Annotated in this window: 14 protein-coding genes, 1 tRNA gene and 1 pseudogene; 8 read left to right on the top strand and 8 right to left on the bottom strand. The window is 73.0% G+C overall.

All coding sequences use genetic code 11. The features are described 5' to 3' along the window. Positions 1-26: 26 nt before the first annotated feature. From hrpB to GT358_RS10290, 3 genes are read right to left on the bottom strand one after another with little or no spacing between them, the layout of a single operon-like run. Positions 27-2,405, bottom strand: a complete 2,379-nt coding sequence (gene hrpB / locus GT358_RS10300; RefSeq protein ID WP_166582535.1) for an ATP-dependent helicase HrpB — start codon at positions 2,403-2,405, stop codon at positions 27-29. A gap of 3 nt (positions 2,406-2,408) precedes the next feature. Further along, complete coding sequence (locus GT358_RS10295) at positions 2,409-3,455, bottom strand: quinone-dependent dihydroorotate dehydrogenase (RefSeq protein WP_166582534.1); 1,047 nt, start codon at positions 3,453-3,455, stop codon at positions 2,409-2,411. Positions 3,456-3,464: 9 nt separating this feature from the next. Next, a complete protein-coding gene (locus GT358_RS10290; RefSeq protein ID WP_166582533.1) occupies positions 3,465-3,800 on the bottom strand; it encodes a DUF952 domain-containing protein in 336 nt (111 codons plus the stop codon). 141 nt (positions 3,801-3,941) lie between these two features. Here GT358_RS10290 and GT358_RS10285 point away from each other — a divergent pair, with 141 nt between their 5' ends. The 3 genes from GT358_RS10285 to GT358_RS10275 all read left to right on the top strand — a co-directional run bounded on the left by GT358_RS10285 (position 3,942) and on the right by GT358_RS10275 (position 6,338). Then, entirely contained in the window at positions 3,942-5,525 is a 1,584-nt protein-coding gene (locus tag GT358_RS10285; protein ID WP_166582532.1) for a bifunctional UDP-sugar hydrolase/5'-nucleotidase, read from the top strand. Continuing rightward, on the top strand, positions 5,522-6,208 hold the full coding sequence (locus GT358_RS10280) for an META domain-containing protein (protein ID WP_166582531.1): 687 nt from the start codon (positions 5,522-5,524) through the stop codon (positions 6,206-6,208). The genes GT358_RS10285 and GT358_RS10280 overlap by 4 nt, the downstream gene beginning before the upstream one ends. A 56-nt stretch (positions 6,209-6,264) precedes the next feature. Continuing rightward, positions 6,265-6,338, top strand: a tRNA-Gly gene (locus tag GT358_RS10275). A 27-nt stretch (positions 6,339-6,365) separates the two neighbouring features. On the opposite strand, the gene GT358_RS10270 is transcribed toward GT358_RS10275, so the two are convergent. Together GT358_RS10270 and GT358_RS10265 are read right to left on the bottom strand one after the other, a co-directional pair. Further along, positions 6,366-6,590: a DUF2934 domain-containing protein gene (locus GT358_RS10270; protein ID WP_166582530.1), complete on the bottom strand. Its 225-nt coding sequence runs from the start codon at positions 6,588-6,590 to the stop codon at positions 6,366-6,368. A gap of 59 nt (positions 6,591-6,649) precedes the next feature. Further along, on the bottom strand, positions 6,650-7,501 hold the full coding sequence (locus GT358_RS10265; protein WP_166582529.1) for a helix-turn-helix domain-containing protein: 852 nt from the start codon (positions 7,499-7,501) through the stop codon (positions 6,650-6,652). A gap of 119 nt (positions 7,502-7,620) precedes the next feature. On the opposite strand from GT358_RS10265, the gene GT358_RS10260 reads away from it, so the two are divergent. Further along, entirely contained in the window at positions 7,621-8,520 is a 900-nt protein-coding gene (locus GT358_RS10260; RefSeq protein WP_166582528.1) for a fatty acid desaturase, read from the top strand. Positions 8,521-8,523: 3 nt separating this feature from the next. On the opposite strand, the gene GT358_RS10255 is transcribed toward GT358_RS10260, so the two are convergent. After that, positions 8,524-8,976, bottom strand: a complete 453-nt coding sequence (locus GT358_RS10255; RefSeq protein ID WP_166582527.1) for a DUF983 domain-containing protein — start codon at positions 8,974-8,976, stop codon at positions 8,524-8,526. 182 nt (positions 8,977-9,158) lie between these two features. On the opposite strand from GT358_RS10255, the gene GT358_RS10250 reads away from it, so the two are divergent. The 4 genes and pseudogenes from GT358_RS10250 (at position 9,159) to GT358_RS10235 (ending at position 11,324) form a co-directional block, all read left to right on the top strand. After that, positions 9,159-9,824 (top strand): EF-hand domain-containing protein, encoded by a 666-nt coding sequence (locus GT358_RS10250; RefSeq protein ID WP_166582526.1) that lies wholly within the window; start codon positions 9,159-9,161, stop codon positions 9,822-9,824. A gap of 95 nt (positions 9,825-9,919) precedes the next feature. Then, a pseudogene (locus GT358_RS10245) lies at positions 9,920-10,520 on the top strand (RNA polymerase sigma factor). Further along, a complete protein-coding gene (locus tag GT358_RS10240; protein WP_166582525.1) occupies positions 10,510-10,857 on the top strand; it encodes a hypothetical protein in 348 nt (115 codons plus the stop codon). Before GT358_RS10245 ends, GT358_RS10240 begins: the two are co-directional and overlap by 11 nt. A 2-nt stretch (positions 10,858-10,859) precedes the next feature. After that, complete coding sequence (locus GT358_RS10235; protein WP_166582524.1) at positions 10,860-11,324, top strand: periplasmic heavy metal sensor; 465 nt, start codon at positions 10,860-10,862, stop codon at positions 11,322-11,324. A gap of 7 nt (positions 11,325-11,331) precedes the next feature. Here GT358_RS10235 and argF read toward each other — a convergent pair whose 3' ends face one another. Both argF and GT358_RS10225 read right to left on the bottom strand, forming a co-directional pair. After that, the gene (gene argF / locus GT358_RS10230; protein ID WP_166582523.1) at positions 11,332-12,258 is read right to left on the bottom strand and encodes an ornithine carbamoyltransferase; all 927 of its coding nucleotides are present in this window, start codon (positions 12,256-12,258) and stop codon (positions 11,332-11,334) included. A 51-nt stretch (positions 12,259-12,309) separates the two neighbouring features. Further along, positions 12,310-13,491, bottom strand: coding sequence for an aspartate aminotransferase family protein (locus tag GT358_RS10225; protein WP_166582522.1), 1,182 nt, complete (start codon positions 13,489-13,491; stop codon positions 12,310-12,312). Positions 13,492-13,753: the final 262 nt, after the last annotated feature.

Here is a 13,753-nt window from a genome sequence, read left to right as displayed (position 1 = left end):
GCCCGACGCCCCCCTCGCTCCCGCGCTCAGCCGCGGGGCTTGGCGCGCGCCGTGGGCGCGGCCTCCTCCGGGTTCTCGGGCCAGGGATGGCGCGGGTAGCGGCCGCGCATCTCCTTGCGCACCTCGGCGTAGCCCCCGCGCCAGAAGCCGGGCAGGTCGGTCGTGACCGCCACGGGCCGCCCCGCGGGCGACAGCAGCGCGATCCGCAAGGGGCGCCCGCTCGCCACGGGATGCTCGCGCAGGCCGAACGCCTCCTGCACGCGGACCTCCACCGCGGGTTCGCCGCCCTCGTAGTCGACCGGCACCCGCCGGCCCAGCGGCGTGACCCAATGCGCGGGGGCGACGCGCTCCAGCCGCCGCATCCCCTCGGGCCCCAGCCGCGCCTCCAGCGCGGGCAGCAGGTCCAGCCGCCGGAACGCCTCCAGGCTGCGCACGCCGCCCAGCCAGGGCAGCAGCCACTCCTCTGCCGCCTCCAGCAGCGCCTCCTCCTCCAGGTCCGGCAGGTCGTGGCCCGCCTCGCGTGCCAGCCGCACCCGCGCCCGCAGCCGCCCGGCCGCCCCGTCCAGCCGCAGCCCCGCCTGCCGCACGCCGTCCAGCATGGCGGCCGCGACCACCTCCTCCGGCGCGTCCTCCCAAGGCCTGTCGGCCAGGACCAGCGCGCCCAGCCGCTCCTGCCGCCGCGCCCGGACGCGCCCCTCGCGCGCGGACCAGACGGCTTCGGCGACCTCTCGGACGCGCTCGCCCAACACCTCGCGCAGCCCCGCCTCGGAGAGCGGCAGGCCGGCTCGCACCCGCGCCTCCTCGCCGCCCCCCTCCAGATCGGTCGCCACGATCAGCCGCCCCGCGCCCAAGGGGTCCCCGGCCGCGACCACGGCCCCCCGCCCGCCCGAGAGCAGGAACCGCGCCGCCTCCCCCTCGCGCCTGAGACCCACGCGATCCGGGTAGGCCAGCGCCGCCATCGCGCCCGGCTCCATCGCCTCCCCGCGCCGGGGCACCAGCCGCGCCAGCCGCGCCCGCTCGCGCCCCAGCCGCTCGCGCGCCTCCGGCCGCACGGCGCCCCGCAGCAGCGGCGTCAGGTCGGCCGAGCCGGGGGGCGCCCGCTCCCCCTCCGACAGGATCGCGGCCAGTCCCGCAGCCTCGGCCCCGGCCCGCAGCAGCATGTGAGCGAGGCGCGGATGCACCCCCAGCCGCGCCATCTCGCGCCCGTGCCCGGTGATCCGTCCCCCGGCGTCCAGCGCGCCCAGGTCCGTCAGCAGCGCCCGCGCCTGCGCCAGCGCCCCGGCAGGGGGCGGGGTCAGGAGCGGCGGCTCCCCGCCCCAGAGCGCCAGGTCCAGCGCCAGGGGGGCGAGGTCCGCCGACAGGATCTCGGGCGGCGCGAAGGGGACCAGCGCGCCCTCCTCCCCACGCGTCCACAGCCGCAGGCAGAGGCCCGGCCCCTCGCGCCCCGCACGCCCCGCCCTCTGCGCGGCCTCCGCGCGGGTGACGCGCTCCGTCACCAGCCGGCTCATGCCCGAGGCGGGGTCGAAGCGCGCCCGCCGCGCCCGGCCCCCGTCCACCACCGCCCGCACCCCCGGAATGGTGAGCGAGGTCTCGGCGATCGCTGTGGCCAGCACCACCTTGCGCCCGCCCCCGGGGGCAAGGGCCGCGCGCTGCACGGCCGCCGGCGCCGCCCCGAAGAGCGGCCGCACCGCCACCCCCCGCAGGTCGCCCAAGAGCGCCTCCGTCCGGCGGATCTCCCCCTCGCCGGGCAGAAAGGCCAGCACGTCGCCCTCAGCCTCGGCCAGCACCTCGCGCACGGCCCCCGCCACGGCCGCCTCCAGCCGCCGCTCGCCCAGGGGGCGGTCCAGCCAGCGGATCTCGACCGGAAAGGCGCGCCCCTCGGCGGTGACGACCGGTGCATCCCCCATCAGCGCGGCGACGGGCGCCGCGTCGAGCGTCGCGGACATGGCCAGCAGCCACAGGTCCGGCCGCAGCGCCCCCCGCGCCTCCAGGCACAACCCCAGCCCCAGATCGGCCTGAAGGCTCCGCTCGTGGAACTCGTCGAAGATCACGGCCCCGACGCCCGGCAGGTCCGGGGCCTCCTGCACCATCCGCGTCAGGATGCCCTCGGTCAGCACCTCGATGCGCGTGGCGGGACCCACCCGGCTCTCGCCGCGCATCCGGTAGCCCACGGTCCCGCCCACCGCCTCGCCCATGGTGCCCGCCATCCGCTCCGCCGCCGCCCGCGCGGCCAGCCGCCGCGGCTCCAGGAGCAGGATGCGCCCCCCGACCCGCCCCAGCAGCGCGAGGGGCACCCGCGTCGTCTTGCCCGCGCCGGGCGGCGCCTGCAGCACCGCCACCCCCCGCTCCTCCAGCGCCGAGAGCAGCGCGGGGATCACCGCCTCGACCGGAAGCGCCCCCTCCATCCGCTACAGCCAGCGCCCCCGCCCGGTCCCCACCGCCTCCGCGACCGAGGCGAAGCCCTCCCGCTCCAGCCTCTCCCCGAGGCCCTGCAGGATCTCCCCCGCCAGCCCCAGCCCGCCGTACGCCAGGGCCGTGTAGAGCTGCACCGCGCTCGCGCCCGCGCGGATCTTCTCCCATGCCTCCTCGGCCGAGCCCACGCCGCCCACCCCCACCAGCGGCAAGTGCGTGAGCGTGGAGAGCCGCGCGAGGACCCGCGTGCTGCGCTCGAACAAGGGCGCACCCGAGAGGCCCCCCGGCCGGTCCCGCTCGGGGCTGCGCAGGCCCTCGCGCGCCAGCGTGGTGTTGGTGGCCACGATCGCGGCCACGCCCGCCTCCTCCGCCACCCCGGCGATGTCGGCGAGCGCGTCGTCCTCCAGGTCCGGGGCGATCTTCAGGAACACCGGCACGGGCCGCGCCAGCCCCGCGCGCGCTTCCATGACCCGCTCCAGAAGCGACGCCAGCGCCGCGCGCCCCTGCAGCTCGCGCAGCCTCTCGGTATTGGGCGACGAGACGTTGACCGTGGCGAAGTCCACATGGGGCCCCACCCGCGCCAGCACGGCGGCAAAGTCGCCCGCCCGGTCGGCGCTGTCCTTGTTGGCGCCCAGGTTCACCCCCAGCACCAGCCCCGGAGGCCGGGCCATCAGGCGGGGCAGGGCCGCCTCCACGCCGCGATTGTTGAAGCCCATGCGGTTGATGACCGCGCGATCCTCGGGCAGCCGCCACAGGCGCGGGCGCGGGTTGCCCTCCTGCGGCAGGGGGGTCAGCGCCCCCACCTCGGCAAAACCCAGCGCCGAGCCGGCGATCCCCCGCAGCGCCACCGCGTCCTTGTCGAACCCGGCGGCGAGGCCCAGCGGATTGGGCAGGTCCAGCCCCGCGAGCCGCGTGCGGAGTCGGTCCGAGGTCACGGGCCCGCCCTGCGGCCCCAGCCCGGCCCGCAGCGCCCACAGGGCCAGCGCATGGGCGCGCTCCCCCTCCAGCCGCCGCAGCACGGGCAGGGCCAGACGCTCCAGCACGTCCGCCCCTCAGCCCAGCGCGGGCAGGACGTGCCGGCCGTCCCGCAGGGGCAGGGGCGCGGCCCAGACCACATCCGCCGCCTCGAGCGGGCGAAAGAGGTGGGGAAACGCCTCGCCGCCCCGGGACGCCTCCCAGCGCAGCGCGTCTCCCAGCCGCTCCTTGGCCAGGGCCAGCAGCCACAGCCCCTCCTCGCCCGCGAAGTGGCGGCGCAAGGTCCCCTCGACCTGATGGGCCGCGGACAGGTGCACGAAGCCGTCGCGCCGGTCGTCGGCCGAGCCGGCGAAGCGCCCCTCGGCGTCCAGCGCCGCGCGCTCGGCCGCGCGCAGGATCTTGAACACGCTCATGCCCGCCCCTTGCGACGCGCCGCCCCGCGCGTCAAGCCGCCCGGCTGTCACGGCGGCTTCATGCAGGCGGCGCAGATGGGGTCTCGACAGCGCGCCGCACGCGCCCGACTGTCCCGTCAGGCCAGATCAGGGAGAGCCCCCATGCCCCGTCTGCTTTGCACCACCGCCGCCGCCCTCGTCCTCGCCGCCACCGGCGCCGCGGCCGAGTTCACGCTGACGATCCTGCACACCAACGACTTCCACGACCGGTGGGAGCCGATCAACGCCTTCGACTCGACCTGCACCCCCGAACAGGCCGAGGCCGGGGAATGCTTCGCCGGGATCGCCCGCCTCGCCACCGCCGTGGCCGAGGCGCGCGAGCGGGCGGGGGAGAACGTGATCCTTCTGGACGCGGGCGACGTGTTCCAGGGCTCGCTCTTCTTCACCGAATACGGCGGGGCCGTCGCGGCCGAGTTCATGCCGCTGCTCGGCTACGACGCCTTCACCGTTGGCAACCATGAATTCAACCTCGGCCCCGAGGGGCTGCACGACTTCGCCCACGACGTGGACTTCCCCATCCTCGCCGCCAACCTTGACGCGAGCGCCGAGCCGCTGCTGGCCGACCACATCCGGCCCTCCGCCGTGCTCGAGGTCGGCGGAGAGCGCATCGGGATCGTCGGCGCCGTGACCGAGGACACGCCCGAGATCTCCTCGCCCGGCCCCAACCTCGTCTTCAACCCCGCCCTCGAATCGGTGCAGGCCGAGATCGACCGGCTCGAGGCGGAGGGGGTCAACAAGATCGTCGTACTGGCCCATCTGGGCCTGCCGGCCGAGATCGAGCTGGCCGAGGGGCTGCGCGGCGCGGACGTGATCGTGGGCGGCCACAGCCATACGCTGCTGTCCAACACCGCCGAGGATGCCGAGGGGCCCTATCCCACGATGGTCAACGGCGTGCCGCTGGTGCAGGTCTATGCCTACGGCAAGTATCTGGGCGAGCTGCGCGTGACCTGGGACGATGCGGGCAACGTCCTGTCGGCCGAGGGCGAGCCGATCCTGCTCGACGCCTCCGTGGCCGAGGACGAGGCCGTGGCCGCCCGCCTCGCCGAGCTGGCCGCCCCTCTCGAGGAACTGCGCAACCGCGTCGTCGCCGAGGCCGCGGCCCCCATCGGCGGCGACCGCACCGCCTGCCGCGCCCGCGAATGCGAGATGGGCAACCTCGTGGCCGAGGCGATGCTGGACCGGGTGCGCGGGCAGGGCATCCAGATCGCCATCCAGAACGGCGGCGGCCTGCGCGCCTCGATCGACGTCGGGCCGATCACGATGGGCGAGGTGCTGAGCGTGCTGCCCTTCCAGAACACGCTCTCGACCTTCCAGGTCTCCGGCCAGACCATCCTCGAGGCGCTCGAGAACGGCGCGAGCCAGATCGAGGAGGGGGCGGGCCGCTTCGCCCAGGTGGCGGGGCTGCGCTACACCATCGACCTTTCGGCCGAGCCCGGCTCGCGCATCTCGGATGTGGAGGTGCAGACCGACGGAGGATGGGAACCCCTCGACCCGGCGGCGACCTATGGCGTGGTCAGCAACAACTACGTCCGCACCGGCGGCGACGGCTTCGACATGTTCGTGGACGCCGAGAACGCCTACGATTTCGGCCCCGACCTGGCCGACGTGACGGCCGAGTACCTGGCCGCCAACCAGCCCTATCAGCCGTTCCTCGACGGCCGCATCACCGTGCTGGGGGCTCCATGAGGCCCCTGTCCCTCGGCCTGCCGGCCGCCGCCACGCTGGCGCTGCTGGCGTCTGCCGCCGCCGCCGGGTCGGTGGCGCCGCCGCTGCCCACCGCCACGGCCTATGTCTGCCCGGACGGGCGCGAGGTGGTGGTGCTGGCCCATCCCGCCGGGGTGGTCCTGCTGCTGGCCGGGGAACGGGCCGCCCTTGTTCCGGCCGTCTCCGCTTCGGGCGCGCGATTCGAGGCGGCGGATGGCTCCGGCACCGCCTTTTGGTCCAAGGGGCGGGAGGCGCTGGTGACGCTGCGCGGCGAGGCGCTCGGCACTTGCACCGCCGGGGCCGAGGTGCCGCTCGTCCCCGCCTCGGCCGCGGACCTCGCCGGGACGGCCTGGCGCGTCGCCGGGATCGGCCCCGGGGCGCTGCCCGAGGGCACGGAGGCGACGATGGACTTCGGGGCGGACGGGGCGCTGACGGGGCAGGGCGGCTGCAACCGTTACAGGGGACGCTGGCAGGCCGAGGGGGGGACCTTCGCTGTTGGTGCCGTCGCGGCCATGCGCATGGCCTGCGCGCCCCTGGCCATGACGGTGGAGCAGGGGCTTCTCGACGCGCTGGAGGCGGCGCGCGGCGCCGTGCTGGACCCGGCGGGCGCCCTGCTCCTGCTGGATGTGGAAGGCGCGATCCTTGTGGAGGCAGAACCCGCGTGACCGCATGGCGCTCCGGCCTTGTGCCGGGGCGCCGGGTGGGCTAGATCGGGGTCCGCGCGGGCGTTGTGTAATGGTAAGACCCTAGCCTTCCAAGCTAGAGATACGGGTTCGATTCCCGTCGCCCGCTCCAGCCTCCCCTGGACTGCTCGGCTCCGCGTCAGCCCCGCGGCAGGGGCGAGGGGGCTGCGCCTCCCATCGGTTCGGTACGGTCGGCCCCTTCGGCAGGGATCATCGCCTCGGCCTGCGCGCCGCCCTGACCCTCCTCGGCGTCGATCTCGGCCGTTGCCTGACGCCAGTGCTCCTCGTGCCGGCCGTCCGGGCACCCCTCGCGCTCCCAGATCGCGTGTGCCCGTGCACGGATCCGCTCCTCCCGGTCGTTCATGCTGGCCTCCCTCTCGCATGATGCGGCTCAACGACCGGGGACGCTCGGAGTTCCTCGGCCTAGAGCCCCGCCTCGGCGGCCAGAGCGGAGAGATGTGCGGGCAGATCGCGGCTCGGCACGGCGGCCTCGCGCACCAGGGCATCGAAGTGCCGCGTGAGCGTCTCGACCCGCCCGCGGTCGCGGAAGGCGAGGTAGTTCCGCCCCAGATACAGCACCGCCAGCAGCGGCCCGAAGACGGTGATCGGCGCGGAATAGAGCCGGCGGGCATCGAACAGATGGACCCGGAGCGTCGGATAGAGCTGTTCGTGCAGGACGATCATGTGGGCGATCTGCTCGCGCCTCATGTCCCGCGGCAGATCCCGATAGAGCCCCTGTCCATGCGCAAAGGTCGCGAGTTCGTGCAGAGGCAGAGCGATCTCGTAGTCGGAATGCCCGCCGCGCATCCAGGCCAGACGATCCTCGCTGGCGCCGATCGCCTGTTCGGCGGTCCGGCCGTGGACGGGCTCGGACTCCCACTGCAGGAGGTCGCGCGTCTTGAGCATGTCCGGCAGGTGCGCCGGCACGATGCGGATCTTGTAGCCGGCCGCTTCCCGGTGCCAGCCGAAGATCGTCTCGTCCACCAAGGACCGCGGCGCCTCGGTCATCGTCATGGCGGCAGCGACCAGTTCGGCCGCCGGCTCCTGCCGGTCCGACAGGCCGAGCAGCCAGTCGGCAGAGACGCCCAGCGCCTCGGCGGCGCCGGCCGCCACATGGACATTGGGGAGGCGGGGAAGGTCGCCTGACAGCAGCTGGGAGACGGTCGAGCGATCGACCCCGACGGCGCGCGCCAGCGCGGCCTGGGTCAGACCCCGCTGTTCCATCGCGGTCGCAAGGCGCTGACGGAACAGGGACGAACGGGTGCGCTTGTCCATGGTCCCCAACGATGATGAATCTAAACAACAAGGTTTCCCAAAAGTTTCGAACATCCTGAATGGTCCCGTCAAGCCTCTTGAACGAAGATGAGGGCCGCAGACTTCGACGGACCACGACCATGCCCCGCCCGACTTCGGAAACCGTAGAATGGCCCACCCTCGCCCTGACGGCGCTCACCTATCTTCTCTGGGTGCTTGCCGTCTTCTGGCTTGCCGACGTGACGCTCTGGCTTGCGGTGCCGCTGGCAGCGTGGGCGATCGCACAGCATTCCTCCCTCTGCCACGAGGCCATCCACGGCCACCCCTTCCGCCGTCCTGCACTGAATGCAGCCTTGGTCTGGCCGGCCCTGGCCCTCGTGGTGCCGTATGGTCGCTTCCGCGACACGCACCTGGCCCATCATCGCGATGCGGTCCTCACGGACCCCTACGACGATCCGGAGTCGAACTACCTCGCTCGCCGCGACTGGGAGCGGCTGCCGATCTGGGTCAAGCACCTCCTGCGGTTCAACAACACGCTTGCCGGTCGTCTGCTGGTCGGACCGGCCGTGGGCATGGCGGCCTTCCTGTGGCGCGACGCGGTGGCAATCCGCGCGGGCGACCGCCGGGTGCTCGGAGCCTGGCTTCTCCACATTCCGGCTGCCGCAGCAGTGGTGGCGGCGGTCGCCGTCTCGCCGATGCCTCTCTGGGCCTACGCGATCGCGGTCTATGGCGCCCTGTCGCTGCTCAAGATCCGAACCTTCCTCGAGCATCAGGCCCACGAGCGGGCCCGCGCCAGAACGGTCATCATCGAGGATCGCGGACCCCTGGCGCTCCTCTTTCTGAACAACAACCTGCATGTCGTGCACCACATGCACCCGCGCGTGCCGTGGTACCGCCTGCCGGCGCTCTACCGATCCAATCCCCAGCGTTACCTGGGGCTCAACGACGGCTACCGCTACGCCTCGTATGGGGAGGTTCTCCGCCGTTATCTGTGGCGTGCCAAGGACCCGGTGGATCACCCAATCCTGCGACGGGATTGAGCGTCAGTCGGCCCGGACATCCGCGTTGGGGCCGCCGAACCCGTGCATCCGACGCGCCCACTGGAAGCCGACGATCGCTCCCTTGAAGCGCGGCAGCAGCCACAGCGACAGACCCACTGCCAGAACCGTCAGCAGCGTGGCGAGCACCAGCGGCTCCGGCCGGAAGTGCGCCCACAGCACATGCATCGCCACGACGATCAGATGCCCGACGACGAGGATCGTGAGATAGGCGGGACCGTCGTCCGCACGCTGATGCGTGAGATCCTCGCCGCAGGACGGGCAGGCGGACACGACCTTGAGATAGCCGTCGAACAGGTGCCCCTTGCCGCAGGAGGGGCAACGCCGCGCGAAGCCGCGCGTCAGCGAAGGCCAGGTCTGCCGTTCGGCAGGGTTGCTCCAGCCCGGAGGCGCGTCGTCCGGCAGTGCCGGCACGCCGCTGCGCGCGGTGTCGGTCATGGCGGGAAGCCTCTCGAAAGCGTGCGATCTCAGATGGACCGCGCCGCCGCGTTTGGGAAGCCCCCATGAGCCCCTTGCGGCGGGATGTCGCCCTGCGACGCCTGCCTGCGACGGATCGGCGTGGCTGCTGCGTGAGAGGGGGGTCCGGCCTGTCGCCGGATGGCTGATCAAGAGGAACGCACATGCCTTATCGACCTGTTCTGGCCGCCATGGTGGCCGGTCTTCTGGGAACGGCCGCACTCGCCCAGGCGATCGGCGAGGCTCCCGCCGCACCTCAAGCCGATCCGTCGGCGGACGTGGTTCCGGCGCAGGCCCGACCGTCCGAAGACGCGCCTGACGGTGCCCGTCCGACCGAACGGCCGCGCGGGCCCGAACGGGCGGCGCGGGGTCCGCGGGCGGATCGCCCGGCGGGGGGACCGGCGGCCCGGCACCGTGCCGGCGGCGTGCCGAACATGGCGCCGCTGATGCTCGAGATCTACGATCTCGACGGCGACGGACGGATTACCCGCGAGGAGATCGAGGCGCGCAAGGCGGAGCGGTTCGCCGAGGCGGATGCCGACGGCGATGGCGGCCTGTCGCCGGAGGAACTCGTGGCGCTTGAGGACATCATCCGCGACGAGATCCGCCGCGCCCGTGCGGCCGCGACCATCGAGCGCTTCGACGACAATGGCGACGGCCTGCTCCAGTTCGAGGAGATCGAGGAGCGGACGCCGCGCCTCGCCCCGATCTTCGACCGGCTGGATCGCGATGGCGACGGCGGCATCAGCCAGGACGAACTCGACGCCGCCGGGGATGGCCGCGGCGAGCCGTCGCGCCGCGGCGGGCCGCGCGGCCGCGACCGGGGATGAGCGGAGTCGCGACCGGTTCGTTCCTGCCGGTCGGGGCATGGCGCCCCGGCCGGGGGCTTGCCTGTCGCGCTCCGACGCGACAGGGGGCGTCTGCGATGAGCGGCGCCCCCGCAGACCAGCCCGACCTGTCGCTGTCCGGCGCCGATCCGGCAGCGGATCTGCTTGCCCTCTATGCGTCCGGCGATCCGGGAGCCGCGCGGGCTCTGGCCGAGTCGCTCCTGCCGCGGGTTCTCGCGCAGGCGAACCGGATGCTGGGCGATGCCGCCGAGGCCGAGGATGTGGCGCAGGAGGCCATGCTGCGGCTCTGGCGCGCCGCACCCGGCTGGCGGCGCGAGGGGGGGGCGCGTATCCACCTGGCTCTACCGCGTGGTGGCCAATCTCTGCACCGACCGCCTGCGCCGGCGGCGCAGTCTCCCGCTCGACGACGCTGCGGAACCTCCCGACCCGGCGCCGGCTCCGCTGAGCCGGATGGAGGAAGCCGACCGCCTGCGCGCCCTTTCGGATGCGCTGGCCCGCCTACCCGAGCGACAGGCCCAGGCGGTGGCCCTGCGGCATCTCGAGGGTCTCTCGAACCCGGAAATCGCCGAAGCCATGGACATCGGTGTGGAGGCTGTCGAATCCTTGACTGCCCGGGGGCGGCGCGCGCTTGCCGCCATCCTTGGGTCCCGTCGATCGGAGCTGGGCTATGAGGAGTGACGACGATCTCGAGGCGCTGTTCGCCGAGGCGCGCCGCGCGCCCAGTTCCGTCTCGCCCGAGCTGATGGCCCGTGTCCTCGCGGATGCAGCGGCCGCGATGCCGCGGCCCCGGCTCGCCGGCGGACCGGCCGCGGCCGGGATCGGGGAGCCTCCGGGATGGTGGCCGTTGCTGGGCGGCTGGCCCGCCATGGCCGGCCTCGCCGCAGCGGCCCTCGCGGGCTTCTGGATCGGCGTCGCCCAGCCCCTCCCGGCCGTCCTGTTCGACTCGCTCGCGGAGGCGGGTCACGCTGTCGAGCTGTTCGGTCTGGGGGACCCGCTGGCGCGATGGGAGCCGTGAGCATGGGCGGAGCGTCCCTGCGGGGGATCAGGGTGCTTCTGATCGGATCGCTGGGGCTGAACCTCCTGTTCGGGGGCATGCTCCTCGGCGCCTTCCTTCGCCCCGATGGGCCGGTGATGGCTCCGCCGCCGCGGCCGGCTGCGGAGGCGCCGCTCGCAGCCCTCGCGCGCGCCCTGCCGCCTGCGGAACGGCGTGCGATCCTCGGCGAGGCGCGGGATCGTCGCGGCGACCGGGGTCGCGACCAGCGCGAGATGGCCGCCTCGGAACTGGCCGCGCTGCTGCGGGCGGAGCCCTTCGACCCGGCGGCCGTTTCGGCCCTGATCGAGGAGCAGGCTCGCAGCGTGCGCGAGTCGGAGGCGGCCCTGCGTGCCGCCCTGGTGGAGCGCCTCGGCACGATGACGCCGGCAGAGCGTCTGGCCCTGGCCGAACGCGTCGAGGCGGAAGCGCGGCGGGGAGGGCGTCGCTGAGTCCCGGCTAGACCCCGAGGCACCAGCGCAGGACGGCCTTCTGGGCATGGAGCCTGTTCTCGGCTTCGTCCCACACGACCGATTGCGGGCCATCCATCACGGCACTGGTGACCTCGTCCTCCCGGTGGGCGGGAAGGCAATGCATGAACAGGGCATCCGGGCCGGCCGCCGCCATCAGGGCCTCGTTGACCTGGTAGGGGCGCAACTGGTTGTGCCGCCGCTCGCGCGCGCTCTGGGGATCGTGCATGGAGACCCAGGTATCCGTCACCACGATATCCGCGCCGCGGACCGCCTCCACCGGGTCGCGCACGATCTCCGCTCGCCGGCCGCGCGAGCGCACAAAGGCAAGGTGATCCGGCTCGGGATCGAGCGGCTCGGGTCCGGTAAAGGTGATGTCGAAACCGAACTGCCCGGCCGCATGCGCCCAAGAGGCGAAGACGTTGTTGCCGTCTCCGGACCAGACCACCTTGCGATCCGCGATGGAGCCGCGATGCTCCTCGTAGGTCATGACATCGGCCATGATCTGGCAGGGATGCGTCCGGTTGGTCAGGCCGTTGATGACCGGCACCGTGGCATGATCGGCCAGCTCGTGCAGCGTCGCTTCCTCGAAGGTCCGGATCATGACAAGATCGACATAGCGCGACAGCACGCGCGCGGTATCGGCCACCGTCTCGCCATGCCCGAGCTGGAGGTCGGCGCCCGACAGGACCATCGTCTCTCCGCCCATCTGACGGACCCCGACATCGAAGCTCACGCGCGTGCGCGTGGAAGGCTTCTCGAAGATCAGCGCCACCATGCGTCCCTTCAGAGGCTGCTCGTCGTCGGGCGCTCCGCGCGGACGGTCGCGCCGGGCCGCCTTCATGGCGCGCGCGTGCGAGATCATGGCGCGGAGGTCGGCCGGGTCGGTGGTATGGATGTCGAGAAAGTGCTTCATCGCTGTCCCCGCGGCGTTCCGTGTCCGCCGTTCCATGGAGTGGCAGATCCGTCAGGCGGCCTGGAGATGGACGGCGCGGGCCGCCTCGTCCAGACGGTGCAGACCTTCGGCGATCTCGTCCGCCTCGATGGTCAGAGGCGGCAGCAGTCGGACCACATTGTCGGCGGCGGGCACCGTCAGGACCCGGGCCTGATGCCCTGCGCGGACGAAGTCGGCCGGGGCGCAGCGCAGACGCAGCCCCAGCATCAGGCCCACCCCGCGCACCTCTTCCACGAGCTGCGGATGGGCGGTCGCAAGGGCTTCGAGCCCTTCGCGGAACTGCCGGCCCTTCTGCCTGACGTCCTGCAGGAACGCATCGTCCATCATGTCGAGAACCGCGAGACCGACGGCGCAGCCGAGCGGATTGCCTCCGTAGGTCGATCCGTGGGAGCCGACCGTCATGGCCTCTGCCGCCCGTGCGGTTGCCAGAACCGCGCCGAGCGGGAAGCCCCCGCCGATTCCCTTGGCCACCAGCATGATGTCGGGGGCGATCCCGGCGCGTTCGTGGGCGAACAGATGGCCCGTGCGTCCCATCCCGCACTGGACCTCGTCCAGGATCATCAGCACGCCCGTTGCGTCGCAGAGGTCCCGCAGGCCCTTCAGACAGGCCGGCGGCACGGGGCGGATGCCGCCTTCGCCCTGCACGGGTTCGACGATCACCGCTCCGACATCGGGACGGCGCATGGCGGCAGCCAAGGCGTCGTGATCCCCCCATGCCAGCTGGGTGAACCCCGGCAGCAGCGGTGCGTAACCCTCCGTCATCTTCCGCGATCCCGCCGCCGCGATCGCGGCCGACGAACGGCCGTGGAACGCCCCTTCGAAGGCCAGGATATGCGTCCGTTCGGGCCGGCCGCGACCATGCCAGAAGCGGCGCGCCATCTTTACCGCCAGCTCCATCGCCTCCGTGCCCGAGTTCGTGAAGAACACGGTCTCGGCAAAGGTCCTGTCCACCAGCCGCTGGGCCAGACGTTCCTGTTCGGGGATCGTGTAGAGGTTGGAGACGTGCCACAGCCGTTCCGCCTGAGCCGTCAGCGCGCCGACCAGCGCCGGATGCGCATGGCCGAGCGCGTTGACCGCGATTCCTGCCGCCAGATCGAGATAGCGCGTGCCGTCTTGCGTGGTCAGCCACGAGCCCTCGCCGCGGACGAAGGAGAGGGGGGCCCGGTTATAGGTCGGCAGCAGCGCAGGAATCATGGAGCAGTACCCGAACGGAGAAGCCTGCTGGACAGGCAGGAGGCTGGACTGTGGGCCATCCGCAGAGCAGAGGCGAGTCTCAGCGTCGTCGCAGAAGGGCTGTCCGGTCCATGCCTTCCGGTAGCCGCCCCGCCCCGCTGCCGCAAGAGGCAAGTCGCTGCTGCAGCCCGAACCCGGATCCGTGCGCTTGCACGGCCGCCTCAAGGCTGGTGCTGCCGGAGAGGATTGAACTCTCGACCTCTCCCTTACCAAGGGGGCAGAT

Source organism: Rubellimicrobium sp. CFH 75288, assembly GCF_009904055.1.
GTDB lineage: Bacteria > Pseudomonadota > Alphaproteobacteria > Rhodobacterales > Rhodobacteraceae > Rubellimicrobium.
This window is presented reverse-complemented; position numbering and strand designations above follow the sequence as displayed.